This window comes from Pseudomonas sp. S5F11 (assembly GCF_019641515.1).
GTDB classification, from domain to species: domain Bacteria; phylum Pseudomonadota; class Gammaproteobacteria; order Pseudomonadales; family Pseudomonadaceae; genus Aquipseudomonas; species Aquipseudomonas rhodesiae.
In genome coordinates this window covers 4,226,314-4,241,290 of sequence record NZ_JAIFJZ010000001.1, presented here as the reverse complement: position 1 = coordinate 4,241,290, position 14,977 = coordinate 4,226,314, and the positions used below count along the sequence as shown (strand labels likewise).

The 14,977-nt window shown below is 58.6% G+C and carries 13 protein-coding genes; 11 read left to right on the top strand and 2 right to left on the bottom strand.

Features of this window, described 5'->3' with window-relative positions; all coding sequences use genetic code 11:
• Positions 1-47: 47 nt before the first annotated feature.
• From K1567_RS19075 to K1567_RS19025, 11 genes are all read left to right on the top strand, one after another.
• On the top strand, positions 48-2,858 hold the full coding sequence (locus K1567_RS19075; RefSeq protein WP_220698775.1) for an LPS-assembly protein LptD: 2,811 nt from the start codon (positions 48-50) through the stop codon (positions 2,856-2,858).
• Positions 2,833-4,173, top strand: a complete 1,341-nt coding sequence (locus K1567_RS19070) for a peptidylprolyl isomerase (protein ID WP_034115275.1) — start codon at positions 2,833-2,835, stop codon at positions 4,171-4,173. The genes K1567_RS19075 and K1567_RS19070 overlap by 26 nt, the downstream gene beginning before the upstream one ends.
• Positions 4,170-5,159 carry a 4-hydroxythreonine-4-phosphate dehydrogenase PdxA gene (pdxA, locus tag K1567_RS19065; RefSeq protein ID WP_047882509.1) on the top strand — a complete coding sequence of 330 codons (990 nt, stop codon included), beginning with the start codon at positions 4,170-4,172 and terminating at the stop codon, positions 5,157-5,159. Before K1567_RS19070 ends, pdxA begins: the two co-directional genes overlap by 4 nt.
• Positions 5,156-5,968, top strand: coding sequence for a 16S rRNA (adenine(1518)-N(6)/adenine(1519)-N(6))-dimethyltransferase RsmA (gene rsmA, locus K1567_RS19060; protein WP_034101068.1), 813 nt, complete (start codon positions 5,156-5,158; stop codon positions 5,966-5,968). Before pdxA ends, rsmA begins: the two co-directional genes overlap by 4 nt.
• Before the next feature lie 106 nt (positions 5,969-6,074).
• A complete protein-coding gene (gene apaG, locus K1567_RS19055; RefSeq protein ID WP_034101069.1) occupies positions 6,075-6,455 on the top strand; it encodes a Co2+/Mg2+ efflux protein ApaG in 381 nt (126 codons plus the stop codon).
• Positions 6,455-7,306 (top strand): symmetrical bis(5'-nucleosyl)-tetraphosphatase, encoded by an 852-nt coding sequence (locus K1567_RS19050; RefSeq protein ID WP_034101071.1) that lies wholly within the window; start codon positions 6,455-6,457, stop codon positions 7,304-7,306. The genes apaG and K1567_RS19050 overlap by 1 nt, the downstream gene beginning before the upstream one ends.
• A gap of 32 nt (positions 7,307-7,338) precedes the next feature.
• A complete protein-coding gene (glpE, locus tag K1567_RS19045; protein WP_034101073.1) occupies positions 7,339-7,668 on the top strand; it encodes a thiosulfate sulfurtransferase GlpE in 330 nt (109 codons plus the stop codon).
• Positions 7,669-7,953: 285 nt separating this feature from the next.
• Positions 7,954-9,876, top strand: a complete 1,923-nt coding sequence (locus K1567_RS19040; protein ID WP_034101074.1) for a PrkA family serine protein kinase — start codon at positions 7,954-7,956, stop codon at positions 9,874-9,876.
• Between the two features lie 115 nt (positions 9,877-9,991).
• Positions 9,992-11,263, top strand: a complete 1,272-nt coding sequence (locus K1567_RS19035; RefSeq protein ID WP_034101075.1) for a YeaH/YhbH family protein — start codon at positions 9,992-9,994, stop codon at positions 11,261-11,263.
• Positions 11,260-12,825, top strand: a complete 1,566-nt coding sequence (locus K1567_RS19030) for a SpoVR family protein (RefSeq protein ID WP_034101076.1) — start codon at positions 11,260-11,262, stop codon at positions 12,823-12,825. Before K1567_RS19035 ends, K1567_RS19030 begins: the two co-directional genes overlap by 4 nt.
• A gap of 63 nt (positions 12,826-12,888) precedes the next feature.
• Positions 12,889-14,118 (top strand): multifunctional CCA addition/repair protein, encoded by a 1,230-nt coding sequence (locus tag K1567_RS19025; RefSeq protein WP_034115278.1) that lies wholly within the window; start codon positions 12,889-12,891, stop codon positions 14,116-14,118.
• Here K1567_RS19025 and folK read toward each other — a convergent pair.
• A complete protein-coding gene (gene folK / locus K1567_RS19020; RefSeq protein ID WP_034101079.1) occupies positions 14,113-14,631 on the bottom strand; it encodes a 2-amino-4-hydroxy-6-hydroxymethyldihydropteridine diphosphokinase in 519 nt (172 codons plus the stop codon). The genes K1567_RS19025 and folK overlap by 6 nt on opposite strands.
• A complete protein-coding gene (folB, locus tag K1567_RS19015) occupies positions 14,622-14,975 on the bottom strand; it encodes a dihydroneopterin aldolase (RefSeq protein ID WP_034101080.1) in 354 nt (117 codons plus the stop codon). The genes folK and folB overlap by 10 nt, the downstream gene beginning before the upstream one ends.
• Between the last annotated feature and the right edge of the window lie 2 nt (positions 14,976-14,977).

Below are 14,977 nucleotides of genomic sequence, written 5' to 3'. Positions count from 1 at the left end.
GGCCCACACCGCGGGCAGATGGCACGCAGGAAGCCCGGACTAATAAGATGGCATTGAAATCCCCCGCGTTTCGTAGAAAATTTCCGTTGCTGGTAACCGGCAGTCTGCTGGCCATGCAACCTTTCGCCACCTCATTCGTGGTCGCCGCGGAACAGTATGACTGCTCAGTCTCTGCTTCGGGTGCCTGGGATTGCGCGCCGAAAACCGCCGCTGCCCCGCTACCACCGCGCCCGGTGCATGACGGTGCAGCCGTCAGCTCGGCCAACAGCACGGCGCAAGCCGATGCCGGTGGCAGCGCTGAGGCCGAGCCCAAGACCGCACTGGTCACCGAAGCCAAGGGCCGCGGCCTGCGCTCGCGCAGCGCCGACTATAGCCACTTGGACTGGGTGCCTCGCGAAAAGTTGACCGCGGCCCAACTGGCCGAAACCGGTCCTTACTGCGCCGGTGCGTACGTCGAACCGACACGTCCTGGCATGAACGACAAGACCAACAAGAGCGACGCGCCGACCTTCATCGGCGCCAAGGCCTCTCGTTACGAGCAGGAATCGCAAGTTGCGACCCTGGCCGGTGATGTCGTCATGCGCCAGGGCAGCATGCAGCTCGAATCCCAGGAAGCCAGCCTGTACCAGGCCGAGAACCGTGGCGAGCTGAACGGCAACGTGCGTCTGCGTGACAACGGTGCGCTGATCGTCGGCGACCACGCCCAGGTTCAGTTGGACACCGGCGCCGCCCAGATCGACAACGCCGAATACGTGATGCACAAGTCGCGCATCCGCGGCAGCGCGCTGTACGCCAAGCGTGCCGAAAACGCGATCATCCGCCTCAAGGACGGTACGTACACCACCTGCGAGCCGGACAGCAACGCCTGGCAGCTCAAAGGCAACAACATCACGTTGAACCCGGCCACCGGTTTCGGTACGGCGACCAACGCGACGTTGCGGGTCAAGAACATCCCGATCCTGTATACGCCTTATATCTATTTCCCAATCGACGATCGTCGTCAGTCCGGCTTCCTGCCGCCGAGCTTCGCCACTGGTGGCGAAACGGGCTTTGCGCTGACCACGCCGTACTACTTCAACCTGGCGCCTAACTACGACGCCACGTTGTACCCGCAATACATGACCAAACGCGGCCTGTTGATGGAAGGCGAGTTCCGCTACCTCACCAAGTCCAGCGAAGGCCAGTTCGGCGGCGCGTATCTGAACGACGACAACGACGAGCGCAGCAAACAGACCGATTACGAAAAAACCCGCTATATGCTCAATTGGCAGCATAAGGGTGGGTTGGATTCGCGGTTGTCGACTCAGGTCGATTACACCCGAATCAGCGATCCTTATTACTTCCAGGATCTGAAAAGCAACCAGATCGGTGTGGAATCCCAGGACGCACTCAACCAACAGGGTTCGGTGACCTACCGCGGCGATTCCTACCAGGCTCGGTTGAATCTTCAGGCTTACCAGCTAGCGACGATTTCCCAGATCACTCCGTATGATCGGTTGCCGCAGATCACCTTTAATGGTCAATTGCCGTATCACCCTGGCGGGTTGAACTTCAGTTATGAGACCGAAGCTGTGCGCTTTGAGCGCAGCCTTGAAAAAGGCATGTTTACCGATGAGAACGGCCTCGAGTCTGCTCGCTTGGATACATTCGTCACGGGCCTTACTCGTGCCAACGGTACCCGTTTGAACGTAGCACCAGCCGTCGACTATCCGATGAATTGGACTTACGGTTTCATTACGCCGAAGCTGAAGTATGTCTACACCAAGTACGATCTTGACCTAGACAGCACAGGCAAAAACCAGATTATTGCCGCGCAAAATGCGGCAACGGCAACTAATCCTTATGCTGGCGGCAGCTTCAAAAGCTCGCAAGACCGTGCGATTCCAGTCGCGAGTATTGATAGCGGCCTGTATTTCGACCGCAACACCAATTGGTTTGGCAAAGACTATCGTCAGACCCTTGAACCGCGTGCGTTCTACTTGTATGTCCCGAACAAGGACCAGAGCGATATTCCGGTCTTCGACACCAGCGAGTACTCGTTCAGCTACGGCTCGCTGTTCCGCGACAACCGCTTCAGCGGTGCTGACCGGATCGGTGATGAGAACAAGCTGTCTTTGGGCGTCACCAGCCGTTGGATCGAAGAAAACGGTTTCGAGCGTCAGCGCGTCAGCGTCGGCCAGGCTATCTACTTCAAAGATCGCGAGGTCCAACTGCCAGGCATCCTGGCAGCCGACCGTGCCGATGCACAATCCGACGTATCCCCTGTCGCCCTGGAATACGAATTTCGCTTCAACCGCGACTGGCGTGCCACTGCCGATTACAACTGGGACACCGAGGAACACAGCGCTCGCTCCGGCAGCGCAATGTTCCACTACCAGCCGGAAGACAACCCCAACAAGGTGGTCAACCTCGGTTATCGCTATCGTAACGACCAGGTGGTCTACAACCAGCTGACCGGCAAATGGCAGTTCGGTGGGGACTACGGCACCGAAGGTCAGCCGAACTTCGTGAAGGATTACTACAAAATCCAACAACACGACTTCTCCATGATGTGGCCGATCATTCCGCAGTGGAACCTGATCACCCGCTGGCAGTATGACTATGCCCGCAACCGCACCCTGGAAGCGTTTGGTGGTTTCGAGTACGACAACTGCTGCTGGAAACTGCGCGTCATCAACCGTTACTGGGTATCCAACGACGAATACACCCAGATCGCCCCCCTTAACGAAAAGGGTGACCACGGGCTCTTCTTCCAGATCGTCCTCAAAGGACTCGGCGGCCTGACCGGCGCCAAGGTAGAGAGCTTCCTCGACAAAGGCATTCAAGGTTATCGTGAACGTGAAGATCAAGCTTTCTGATTGTCTGCGCCCGCTCCTGCTGGGCGCGCTATTCCTTGGGACCGCATCGGCGCATGCCGCGGTCCAGCAGTTGGACAAGGTTGTGGCCATCGTCGACAACGACGTGATCATGCAGAGCCAACTGGACCAGCGGGTCAAGGAAGTTCAGCAAACCATCGCCAAGCGTGGCGGTGGCGTGCCACCTACCAGCGTCCTGGATCAACAGGTACTGGAACGCTTGATCGTCGAGAACCTGCAATTGCAGATCGGCGAACGTTCCGGCATTCGCATCTCGGATGAAGAGTTGAACCAGGCGGTAGGCACGATTGCTCAGCGCAACAACATGAGCATCGACCAGTTCCGCGCCGCCCTGGCGCGTGACGGCCTGTCCTATGAAGATGCCCGTGATCAGATCCGCCGTGAAATGATCATCAGCCGTGTACGTCAGCGCCGTGTGGCCGAGCGGGTTCAGGTGTCCGAGCAGGAAGTGAAGAACTTCCTCGCCTCGGACCTGGGCAAAATGCAGCTTTCCGAAGAACTGCACCTGGCCAATATCCTGATTCCGACACCGGACAGCGCCAACTCCGAACAGCTCAACGCAGCCGCCGCCAAAACCAAAGCGATCTACGATCGCCTCAAGGCCGGTGCCGATTTCGCGCAAATGGCCATCGCCCAGTCCGGCAGTGACAACGCCCTTGAAGGCGGTGATATGGGCTGGCGTAAAGCCGCTCAATTGCCACCGCCGTTCGACCGTGAACTGAGTTCGATGGAGGTCGGTGGCATTACCCAACCAGCACGCACGCCGGGTGGTTTCATCATCCTGAAGCTGCTGGAACGCCGTGGTGGCCAGACCTCGCTGAAAGACGAAGTACATGTTCGTCACATCCTGGTCAAACCGAGCGAAATCCGTAGCGAAGCGCAAACCAAGGAGCTGGCCGAGAAGATCTACGACCGCATCCAGAACGGTGAAGACTTCGCCACCCTGGCCAAGAGCTTCTCGGAAGACCCGGGTTCGGCCCTTAACGGCGGCGACCTGAACTGGATCGACCCGAAAGCACTGGTGCCAGAGTTCCAACAAGTCATGGCCGATACCCCGCAAGGTGTGTTGTCCAAGCCGTTCAAGACTCAATACGGCTGGCATGTGCTGGAAGTCCTTGGCCGTCGCGCCACCGACAACACCAGTCAGGCCCGCGAACAGCAAGCGCTGAACGTACTGCGCAACCGCAAGTACGATGAGGAGCTGCAAACCTGGCTGCGTCAGATCCGTGACGAGGCCTATGTGGAAATCAAGCTGCCAGGCGCCGAGCAAACAGGCACCGACCAGGCAGTTCAGTGAAACCTCAGCGTTTCGCGGTGACACCCGGCGAGCCCGCCGGCATCGGTCCAGACCTGTGCCTGCTGCTCGCCTCGCAACCTCAGCCACACCCCCTGATTGCCATTACCAGCCGCGACCTGCTCCTTGAGCGGGCCGCGCAGCTGGGTGTGGCTGTGGATTTGCTGGACGTGGCACCGGGCAACTGGCCCAACGTGCCGGCACCGGCAGATAGCTTGTATGTGTGGGACACCCCACTGCACGCCAAGGTCGTGGCCGGGCAGCTGGATACGGCCAATGCGGCGTTTGTGTTGCAAACCCTGACTCGCGCCGGGCAAGGCTGCCTCGATGGCGACTTCGCGGGCATGATTACCGCGCCGGTGCACAAGGGCGTGATCAATGAGTCCGGCATCGCGTTTTCCGGTCACACCGAGTTCCTTGCCGAGCTGACCCACACCACACAAGTCGTGATGATGCTTGCCACCCGTGGCTTGCGTGTGGCCCTGGTGACCACGCACCTGCCGCTGCGTGAAGTTGCCGACGCCATTACCTCCGAGCGTTTGGAGCGCGTGACGCGCATCTTGCATGCCGACTTGCGCCAAAAATTCGGCATCGCCCAACCGCGTATCCTGGTCTGCGGGCTTAACCCCCACGCCGGTGAAGGCGGTCACCTGGGGCATGAAGAAATCGACATCATCGAACCCACCCTGGAGCGTCTGCGCCAAGAAGGCATGGACCTGCGCGGCCCACTGCCCGCGGACACTCTGTTTACCCCCAAATATCTGGAGCATTGCGACGCAGTGCTGGCGATGTACCATGACCAAGGGCTGCCGGTGCTGAAATACAAAGGCTTCGGCGCCGCCGTAAACGTGACTCTGGGCCTGCCGATCATCCGCACCTCCGTCGACCATGGCACTGCCCTGGACTTGGCGGGCAGCGGCAAGATCGATACCGGCAGCCTGCACGTGGCCCTGGAAACCGCCTATCAGATGGCCGAGACCCGCATATGACCGAGCATTACCAACACCGGGCGCGCAAGCGCTTCGGGCAGAATTTCCTGCACGACGCAGGCGTGATCGACCGCATCCTGCGCTCCATTCACGCCAAGCCCGAAGACCGCCTGCTGGAAATCGGCCCAGGCCAGGGCGCACTGACCCAAGGCTTGCTGGCCAGTGGCGGACAGTTGGACGTGGTGGAGTTGGACAAGGACCTGATCCCGATCCTCAATCAGCAATTCGCCGGAAAGTCCAACTTCAACCTGCATCAGGGCGATGCGCTGAAGTTCGACTTCAATAGCCTCAACGCCGCGCCTAATAGCCTGCGCGTGGTCGGCAACCTGCCTTACAACATCTCCACACCGCTGATCTTCCACCTGCTGAACAACGCAGGGATCATCCGCGATATGCACTTCATGCTGCAAAAAGAAGTGGTGGAGCGCCTGGCCGCGGGCCCTGGAGGCGGCGATTGGGGTCGACTGTCGATCATGGTTCAGTACCACTGCCGCGTCGAACACCTGTTCAACGTTGGGCCGGGCGCCTTCAACCCGCCGCCGAAAGTTGATTCGGCCATCGTACGCCTGGTCCCCCATGCCGTGCTGCCACACCCGGCCAAGGATCATCGCTTACTGGAGCGCGTGGTACGCGAGGCGTTCAACCAGCGTCGCAAAACCTTGCGCAACACGCTCAAGGCGCTGCTGAGCAACGCCGAAATCGAAGCCGCTGGCGTGGACGGCAGCCTACGTCCCGAACAACTGGACCTGGCCGCGTTCGTGCGCCTGGCTGACCAGTTGGCCATCCAGCCTGCGCCAGCCGCAGACTGAAGCCTGCCGTGCATGGGCCAGACGGCATGTCTGGCCTAGTGCCCTCCTCTTGGCCTAGACTGATCCGCATCTGCTGTCTTCCGCTTTTGCTTTTAAGGCCTCTTGCATGTCCGATCCTCGCTACCAGATCGACGTCAGCGTCGTCACCCGCTTCCTCGCGGAACAATCGCAACCTGAACAAAACCGCTACGCCTTTGCCTACACCATCACGGTGAAAAACAACGGGCTGGTGCCGGCTAAACTCCTGTCTCGCCACTGGGTGATTACCGACGGTGACGGCCAGGTCGAAGAAGTCCGCGGTGCCGGCGTTGTCGGCCAGCAGCCATTGATCGACAGCGGCGCCAGCCACACTTACAGCAGCGGCACGGTGATGACCTCCAAGGTCGGAACCATGCAGGGCTCCTATCAAATGAAAGCCACCGACGGTCATTTATTCGACGCCATGATCAAACCATTCCGTCTCGCCGTGCCCGGAGCCCTGCACTGATGGCGACGTATGCGGTCGGTGACCTGCAAGGTTGCCTGGAGCCCCTCAAATGCCTGCTGGAACGGGTCGCCTTCGACCCGGCGCAGGATCGCCTGTGGCTGGTGGGTGATTTGGTCAACCGTGGCCCCGAGTCGCTGGAAACCCTGCGCTACCTGTATAACCTGCGACATTCGTTGGTTTGCGTGTTGGGCAATCACGACCTGCACCTGCTGGCAGCGGCGAATAACATCGAACGTCTGAAAAAAGGCGATACGCTGCGGGAAATTCTCGAAGCACCTGACCGCGACGAACTGCTCGACTGGCTGCGTCGGCAAAAGATCATGCATTACGACGAAGGCCGCCGCATGGCGCTGGTGCATGCCGGCATCGCGCCACAATGGACGCTGAAAAAAGCCCTCAAATGTGCGGCCGAAGTCGAACACGCTCTGGCCGACGATAGCCTGTACACCGCCTACCTCGACGGCATGTACGGCAACGAGCCGGTTAAATGGGATAACGACCTCACCGGCGTCGCTCGCTTGCGGGTCATCACCAACTACTTCACGCGCATGCGCTTCTGCACCGCCGAGGGAAAACTAGACCTCAAAAGCAAGGAAGGCGCGGACACCGCGTTGCCCGGCTATAAGCCCTGGTTTGCCCATAAAGAACGCAAAACCCGTGACACCAAGATCATCTTCGGCCACTGGGCGGCCCTGGAAGGCCAGTGCGATGAGCCCGGCGTGTTTGCCCTCGACACCGGTTGCGTGTGGGGCGGCGCCATGACCTTGATGAACATCGACACCGGCGAGCGTCATCGCTGCCAATGCCAACCCCCTCTTCCCGTTACACAGCCGGCCGCCGCCAAGCGCTAGACGCCGCTTGCCGCCCGCCCAAGGAGCCCGCCATGAGCGAATTCAAACGTATCCCTCCCGAACAAGCCCAGGCCCTGCGCGAGCAAGGCGCGGTAGTAGTCGATATCCGTGACCAGCCGACCTACGCCGCTGCGCACATTGCTGGCGCCAAGCACTTGGACAACGTCAACATCGCTGACTTTATCCGCGACGCCGACCTCGACGCACCGGTGATCGTGGCGTGCTACCACGGTAACTCCAGCCAGAGCGCAGCCGCGTATCTGGTCAATCAAGGCTTCTCCGACGTCTATAGCCTGGATGGCGGGTTTGAGCTGTGGCGTGCGACGTTTCCTGCAGACATCGCATCAGTCGATTCGCAATAATTTTTTTCACACCCCGCTACCCCGCGTGACGCTTGGGCTCGCGCCGTTTCTGACGAACGGCGCGGTCAAACTAATTACGTATCGCGCCTTGACCTCTCCGATTCCGAACTATCCTTAAGCGCAGGCCATCCGAATCAGGGGAGAGCCGGTACACCGGCGTGCGGGTCATCGGTAACGTTTCAGGGTGTTCTGGGGGGAAAACAACCATTGGCGATCGTCGATGGTTGCCAGCATCGACTGATTGATCCGGCGTCGGCTCCACGTATCGAGCGAGGTGACGACGTCATGAGTATTTTTAGCCACTTCCAACAACGCTTCGCATCCACACAGCAGGAGGAACTCACGCTTCAAGAGTATCTCGAGCTGTGCAAGCAGGACCGCAGTGCCTACGCATCCGCCGCCGAGCGCCTGCTGTTGGCCATCGGTGAGCCGGAGCTGGTAGACACCTCGAACAATTCGCGTCTGTCGCGAATATTTTCCAACAAGGTGATCCGCCGTTACCCGGCCTTTGAAGACTTCCATGGCATGGAAGAATGCATCGATCAGATCGTCTCCTACTTCCGCCACGCCGCCCAAGGCCTGGAAGAGAAGAAACAGATCCTCTACCTGCTCGGCCCCGTCGGCGGCGGCAAGTCGTCCCTGGCAGAAAAGCTAAAACAACTGATCGAGAAAGTGCCCTTCTACGCCATCAAGGGTTCGCCGGTGTTCGAATCGCCTCTTGGCTTGTTCAACGCTACGGAAGATGGCGCAATCCTCGAAGAAGACTTCGGCATACCACGGCGCTATCTCAATACCATCATGTCGCCCTGGGCCACCAAACGCCTGGCCGAGTTCGGCGGCGATATCAGCCAGTTCCGCGTGGTGAAGCTTTATCCATCAATCCTCAATCAGATCGGCGTGGCCAAGACTGAACCGGGGGACGAGAACAACCAGGATATTTCCGCGTTGGTGGGCAAGGTCGATATCCGCAAGCTGGAGGAATTCCCGCAGAACGACGCCGACGCCTACAGCTACTCAGGCGCCTTGTGCCGGGCCAACCAGGGCCTGATGGAGTTCGTGGAAATGTTCAAGGCACCGATCAAGGTGCTGCACCCACTGCTTACCGCGACCCAGGAAGGCAACTACAACAGTACCGAAGGCCTGGGCGCCATTCCATTTACAGGCATCCTGCTGGCCCACTCCAACGAATCGGAATGGCACACCTTCCGCAATAACAAGAACAACGAGGCGTTCATCGATCGGATCTACATCGTCAAGGTGCCGTACTGCCTGCGGGTCAGTGATGAGATCAAGATCTACGACAAGCTGCTGTTCAACAGCTCCTTGTCCAAGGCTCATTGCGCGCCCGACACCCTGAAGATGCTGGCCCAGTTCACCGTGCTGTCACGGCTAAAAGAGCCGGAAAACTCCAACATCTACTCAAAAATGCGGGTGTACGACGGCGAAAACCTCAAGGACACCGACCCCAAGGCCAAGTCTATTCAGGAATATCGCGACTCCGCTGGAGTAGACGAGGGCATGAATGGCCTGTCGACCCGCTTCGCGTTCAAGATCCTGTCCAAAGTGTTCAACTTCGATCCCCACGAGATTGCCGCCAACCCGGTACATCTGCTGTATGTGCTGGAACAGCAGATCGAACAGGAGCAGTTCCAGGCCGAAACCCGCGAACGTTACCTGCGATTCCTCAAGGAATACCTGGCACCGCGCTATATCGAGTTTATCGGCAAGGAAATCCAGACTGCGTACTTGGAGTCCTACAGCGAATACGGCCAGAATATCTTCGACCGCTACGTGTTGTATGCGGACTTCTGGATCCAGGATCAGGAGTACCGCGACCCCGAAACCGGCGAAATTCTCAACCGCGTAGCGCTCAACGAGGAATTGGAAAAAATCGAAAAACCGGCCGGCATCAGCAATCCGAAGGATTTCCGCAACGAAATCGTCAATTTCGTACTGCGCGCCCGTGCCAACAACAACGGCAAGAACCCTACCTGGCTCAGCTACGAGAAGCTGCGGGTGGTTATCGAGAAGAAAATGTTCTCCAACACCGAGGATCTGCTGCCGGTCATCAGTTTCAATGCCAAGGCCAGCAAGGAGGATCAGCAAAAACACAACGACTTCGTTACTCGAATGGTCGAGCGTGGCTATACCGACAAACAGGTACGCCTTCTTTCGGAATGGTACCTGCGGGTCCGGAAATCGCAGTGAGAGAAGCAGCTGTAAGCTTCTAGCGACAAGCGGCAAGGGAAAAGCGACAGAGCCCGTCAGTGGGCTCTGCCTTGCGGCTTGAAGCTCACGACTTGAAGCTCCCCGGAGGGGCCCCATGAGCTATGTGATCGACCGACGCCTCAATGGCAAGAACAAGAGCACGGTTAACCGCCAGCGTTTCCTGCGGCGTTACCGTGACCACATTAAAAAAGCGGTTGAAGAAGCCGTCAGCCGCCGTTCCATCACGGACATGGAGCACGGCGAACAAATCAGCATCCCAGGACGTGACATCGACGAACCCGTCCTGCACCACGGCAGAGGCGGCAAACAGACCGTCGTGCATCCTGGCAATAAGGAGTTCACCACGGGTGAGCATATCCAGCGTCCCCCAGGCGGTGGCGGCGGCAAGGGCCCGGGCAAAGCCGGCAACTCCGGTGAGGGCATGGATGAGTTCGTGTTCCAGATCACTCAGGAGGAGTTTCTCGAATTCATGTTCGAGGATTTGGAACTGCCTAACCTGGTAAAACGCAACCTGACCGGCACCGACACCTTCAAGACCGTACGCGCCGGCATCAGCAACGAAGGCAACCCCTCACGGATCAATATCATCCGCACCCTGCGCTCAGCTCACGCGCGGCGGATCGCCTTGTCAGGCAGTAGCCGCGCCAAGCTGAAGCAGGCCAAAGAGGAACTGGCGCGCTTGAAGCGGGATGAGCCGGACAACTTCGGTGATATCCAGGAGATAGAGGCAGAAATCGAAAAACTCAGTGCACGCATTCACCGCGTGCCGTTTCTCGATACGTTCGATTTGAAATACAACTTGCTGGTCAAACAACCCAATCCCAGCTCCAAGGCCGTGATGTTCTGCCTGATGGACGTGTCCGGCTCCATGACCCAGGCCACCAAGGACATCGCCAAACGTTTCTTTATCCTGCTGTACCTGTTTCTCAAGCGGAACTACGACAAGATCGACGTTGTGTTTATCCGCCATCACACCAGCGCGCGGGAAGTCGACGAAGAGGAGTTTTTCTACTCGCGTGAAACCGGCGGCACCATTGTTTCCAGTGCCTTGAAGCTGATGCAGGAGATCATGGCCGAGCGCTACCCGGCCAACGAATGGAATATCTACGCCGCCCAGGCCTCGGACGGCGATAACTGGAACGACGACTCGCCAATCTGCCGCGACATTCTGATCAACCAGATCATGCCGTTCGTGCAGTACTACACTTACGTCGAAATTACCCCCCGTGAGCACCAGGCCCTGTGGTTCGAATACGAGCGTATCGGCGAAGCGTTTGCCGACACGTTCGCCCAGCAGCAATTGGTCTCGGCCGGCGATATCTACCCGGTCTTCCGTGAACTCTTCCAGCGCAGGTTAGTGACATGACCGCCAAAAAAGAGACTAAGCGCCAACCCCTCTCCACCGGGTCCGAATGGACCTTTGAACTGATCCAGGCCTATGACCGGGAAATCAGCCGTATTGCGGCGGGTTATGCCCTGGACACTTACCCCAACCAGATCGAGGTGATCACCGCCGAACAAATGATGGACGCCTATGCCTCGGTCGGCATGCCCCTGGGCTACCACCATTGGTCATACGGCAAACACTTCCTCAGCACCGAAAAGTCCTACAGTCGTGGCCAGATGGGCCTGGCGTACGAAATCGTCATCAACTCCGACCCCTGCATCGCTTATCTGATGGAAGAAAACACCATCTGCATGCAGGCGCTGGTCGTGGCCCACGCCTGCTATGGGCATAACAGTTTTTTCAAGGGCAATTACCTGTTCCGCACCTGGACCGATGCCAGTTCAATCATTGATTACCTGGTGTTCGCCAAGCAGTACATCATGCAATGCGAGGAGCGCCACGGCATCGATGCGGTGGAGGATCTGCTCGACTCCTGCCATGCCCTGATGAACTACGGGGTCGACCGCTACAAACGGCCTTATCCGATTTCCGCCGAGGAAGAGCGCCTGCGCCAGAAAGAGCGCGAAGAGCATTTGCAGAAACAGATCAATGATCTATGGCGCACGATTCCAAAACGCGCCGGCAAAAATAACGATAAGGATAATGCGCGCTTCCCCGCCGAACCCCAGGAAAACATCCTGTATTTCCTCGAAAAACACGCGCCGCTGCTAGAGCCCTGGCAAAGAGAAATCGTGCGTATCGTGCGCAAGATCGCCCAGTACTTCTACCCTCAACGCCAGACCCAGGTAATGAACGAGGGCTGGGCAACCTTCTGGCACTACACGCTGATGAACGACCTTTATGATGAAGGCCTGGTTACCGACGGCTTTATGATGGAGTTCCTCACTTCCCACACCAGCGTGGTGTTCCAGCCGGGTTTCGACAGTCCCTATTACAGCGGCATCAACCCCTATGCGCTGGGCTTTGCCATGTACCGTGATATCCGGCGCATGTGCGAAAACCCCACCGAGGAGGACCGTCGTTGGTTCCCGGAAATCGCGGGCAGTGACTGGCTGTCCACGATCAAGTTCGCCATGAGCAGCTTTAAGGATGAGAGTTTTATCCTGCAGTACCTGTCACCCAAGGTGATCCGCGACCTCAAGCTGTTCAGCATTCTGGATGACGATCTCAAGGACGATCTGGTGGTACCGGCCATCCATGACGAGCCGGGCTACCGCATCATCCGCGAAACCCTGGCCGCGCAATACAACCTGGGCAATCGCGAACCCAATGTGCAGATCTACAGCATCGATGTACGCGGCGACCGTTCGCTGACGTTGCGTCATCAACAGCACGATCGCAAGCCGTTGGGCGACTCCACCGATGAAGTCCTCAAGCACCTGCATCGGCTATGGGGTTTCGACATTCATCTGGAAACCTTACAAGGCGATCAGGTCATGAAGACCCACCATGTCCCGCCGCGCAGCGATCACAATGACAACGACTATGGCCGCCTGGACATGGCCGTCGTGCATCTCTGAAGCAGCAAAGCCTCCATCGGTCAGGCACAGACGGTATCCTGTGCAGCTAATGGAGGCTTTTTCATGAAGATCTACAAAGTTGGCGGCGCAGTGCGCGACCGCTTGCTGGGCATCGACGTCACTGACATTGACCGCGTCGTTGTCGGCGCGACCACCGAAGAGATGCTGGCCAAGGGGTTCAAGCCTGTCGGCGCTGATTTTCCGGTATTTCTGGACCCGAAGAACGGCGACGAATACGCCCTCGCCCGCACCGAACGCAAGAGTGGCCGGGGTTATGGCGGCTTTGTGTTCCATGCAAGCCCAGAAGTTACGCTGGAAGAAGACCTGATTCGCCGCGACCTGACCATCAATGCCATGGCGGAGGACGATGACGGCAACCTGATCGACCCTTACAACGGCCAGCAAGACCTGAAAGCCCGCGTCCTGCGCCATGTTTCCCCGGCGTTCGCCGAAGATCCCCTGCGAGTGCTCCGCGTAGCAAGGTTCGCCGCGCGTTATGCACATTTGGGTTTCAAAGTCGCACCGCAAACCCTCGCGCTAATGCGCCAACTCAGCGAGTCCGGAGAACTGGAAGCTCTGACCCCTGAACGCAGTTGGAAGGAAATCTCCCGCGCATTAATGGAAGATCAGCCTCAGGTGTTTATTCAGGTACTGCGCGACTGCAACGCGCTGAAAACCCTGATGCCTGAAGTCGACGCCCTGTTCGGCGTACCGCAGCCCGAGGCACACCATCCTGAAATCGACACCGGCGTGCATACCCTCAGCGTGCTGGAACAGGCCGCTCTGCATCGGCAACCGTTGACCGTTCGCTGGGCCTGCTTGCTCCACGATCTGGGTAAAGGCCTGACACCTGTGGATAAGTTGCCGCAGCACATTGCCCACGAACATAGGGGGCTGAAGCTGATCAAGGCGGTCAATGAACGCTTCAAAGTGCCGCGGGACTGCCAGGAGCTGGCGCTGCTGGTCGGCCAATATCACACCCACGGCCATCGCGCCCTGGAGCTGAAAGCCTCGACACTGCTGGAGTTGTTGCAAAGTTTTGACGTGTATCGCCGGCCGCAGCGTTTCGAAGAATTCGTGGTCGCCTGCGAAATGGACGCCCGTGGTCGCAAAGGCCTTGAGCAACGCAGTTATCCACAGGCGGATTATCTGCGCGGTGCGGCGCAAGCGGCACGTAGCGTTGCGGTGGCGCCGCTGCTGGAGAAAGGTTTCAAGGGCCCTGAACTGGGTGAAGCGCTCAAGCGGGAAAGACTCAAGACACTCAAGGCTTACAAGGAACAGCGCGCTTTATAACAGCGCGCTCGGCGTCAATGGCTGGCCCCGCCATTCAAATGCAACCGGCGCCAGCACCTGATCGATGTGCGAATCGCGCCATAAGTGCGCCATCGTCTTGCCCGCTTCGGGGTGTAGGCGATCCGGTGCCATCAACGACAGCGGCCATAAAACAAAGGCGTTTTTCAGGATTTCCGCTCGCGGCAGCACCAAACCGTCAAAGTTGCCGACCAGTTCGCCGTACAACAGCACATCGATATCCAGGGGCAACCCTTTGCGATCCGGCGCATAGCGACCGTTATCCGCTTCAATCGACTTCAACCGGCGATCCAGCTCCATCAACGGCAGGTCGGTATACGCCGACACCACCAGGTTGAAGAACGGCCCGCTCTTGATACCGACCGGCTGGCTCTCGAACACTGCCGAACAGCGTACATCCACCAGAAAGCCCGCCAGCGCATCCAGCCCCGCGCGCAAGTGGCGTTCGCGCTCGATATTGCTGCCAAGGCCAAGGTAAATCTGAGTTAGCGACATCCGCGCTCGATCTCCACGCCGACACCCTTGGCGGCCGGGACGGCTCCGGGCTTGGTCAATTTGAGGTGCAGCCAGGGAATCTGGAATTCGCCCATCAAGACTTCGGCCAGACGCTCGGCAAAGGTTTCCACCAACTGGAACTGGGATTGCTCGGCGAACGCCTGGATCCGTGCGGATACGCTCGCGTAGTCCAGCGCCAGGGTCAGGTCGTCACCGGCCGCGGCCGGGCGATTGTCCCAGGCGAAGCTCAGGTCCAGACGCAGGCATTGCCGGATGCCGCGCTCCCAGTCGTAGGCCCCGATCACGGTGTCGACTTCCAGGCCTTCGATAAACACTCTGTCCAAGC

What these genes read in the sequence shown, in the direction of transcription:
- K1567_RS19030 (WP_034101076.1), top strand. Translation starts at nt 11,260, where the DNA reads ATGACCGCCAAAAAAGAGACTAAGCGCCAACCCCTCTCCACCGGGTCC.
- K1567_RS19025 (WP_034115278.1), top strand. Translation starts at nt 12,889, where the DNA reads ATGAAGATCTACAAAGTTGGCGGCGCAGTGCGCGACCGCTTGCTGGGC.
- K1567_RS19040 (WP_034101074.1), top strand. Translation starts at nt 7,954, where the DNA reads ATGAGTATTTTTAGCCACTTCCAACAACGCTTCGCATCCACACAGCAG.
- glpE (WP_034101073.1), top strand. Translation starts at nt 7,339, where the DNA reads ATGAGCGAATTCAAACGTATCCCTCCCGAACAAGCCCAGGCCCTGCGC.
- K1567_RS19035 (WP_034101075.1), top strand. Translation starts at nt 9,992, where the DNA reads ATGAGCTATGTGATCGACCGACGCCTCAATGGCAAGAACAAGAGCACG.
- rsmA (WP_034101068.1), top strand. Translation starts at nt 5,156, where the DNA reads ATGACCGAGCATTACCAACACCGGGCGCGCAAGCGCTTCGGGCAGAAT.
- apaG (WP_034101069.1), top strand. Translation starts at nt 6,075, where the DNA reads ATGTCCGATCCTCGCTACCAGATCGACGTCAGCGTCGTCACCCGCTTC.
- K1567_RS19050 (WP_034101071.1), top strand. Translation starts at nt 6,455, where the DNA reads ATGGCGACGTATGCGGTCGGTGACCTGCAAGGTTGCCTGGAGCCCCTC.
- folK (WP_034101079.1), bottom strand. Translation starts at nt 14,631, where the DNA reads ATGTCGCTAACTCAGATTTACCTTGGCCTTGGCAGCAATATCGAGCGC.
- K1567_RS19075 (WP_220698775.1), top strand. Translation starts at nt 48, where the DNA reads ATGGCATTGAAATCCCCCGCGTTTCGTAGAAAATTTCCGTTGCTGGTA.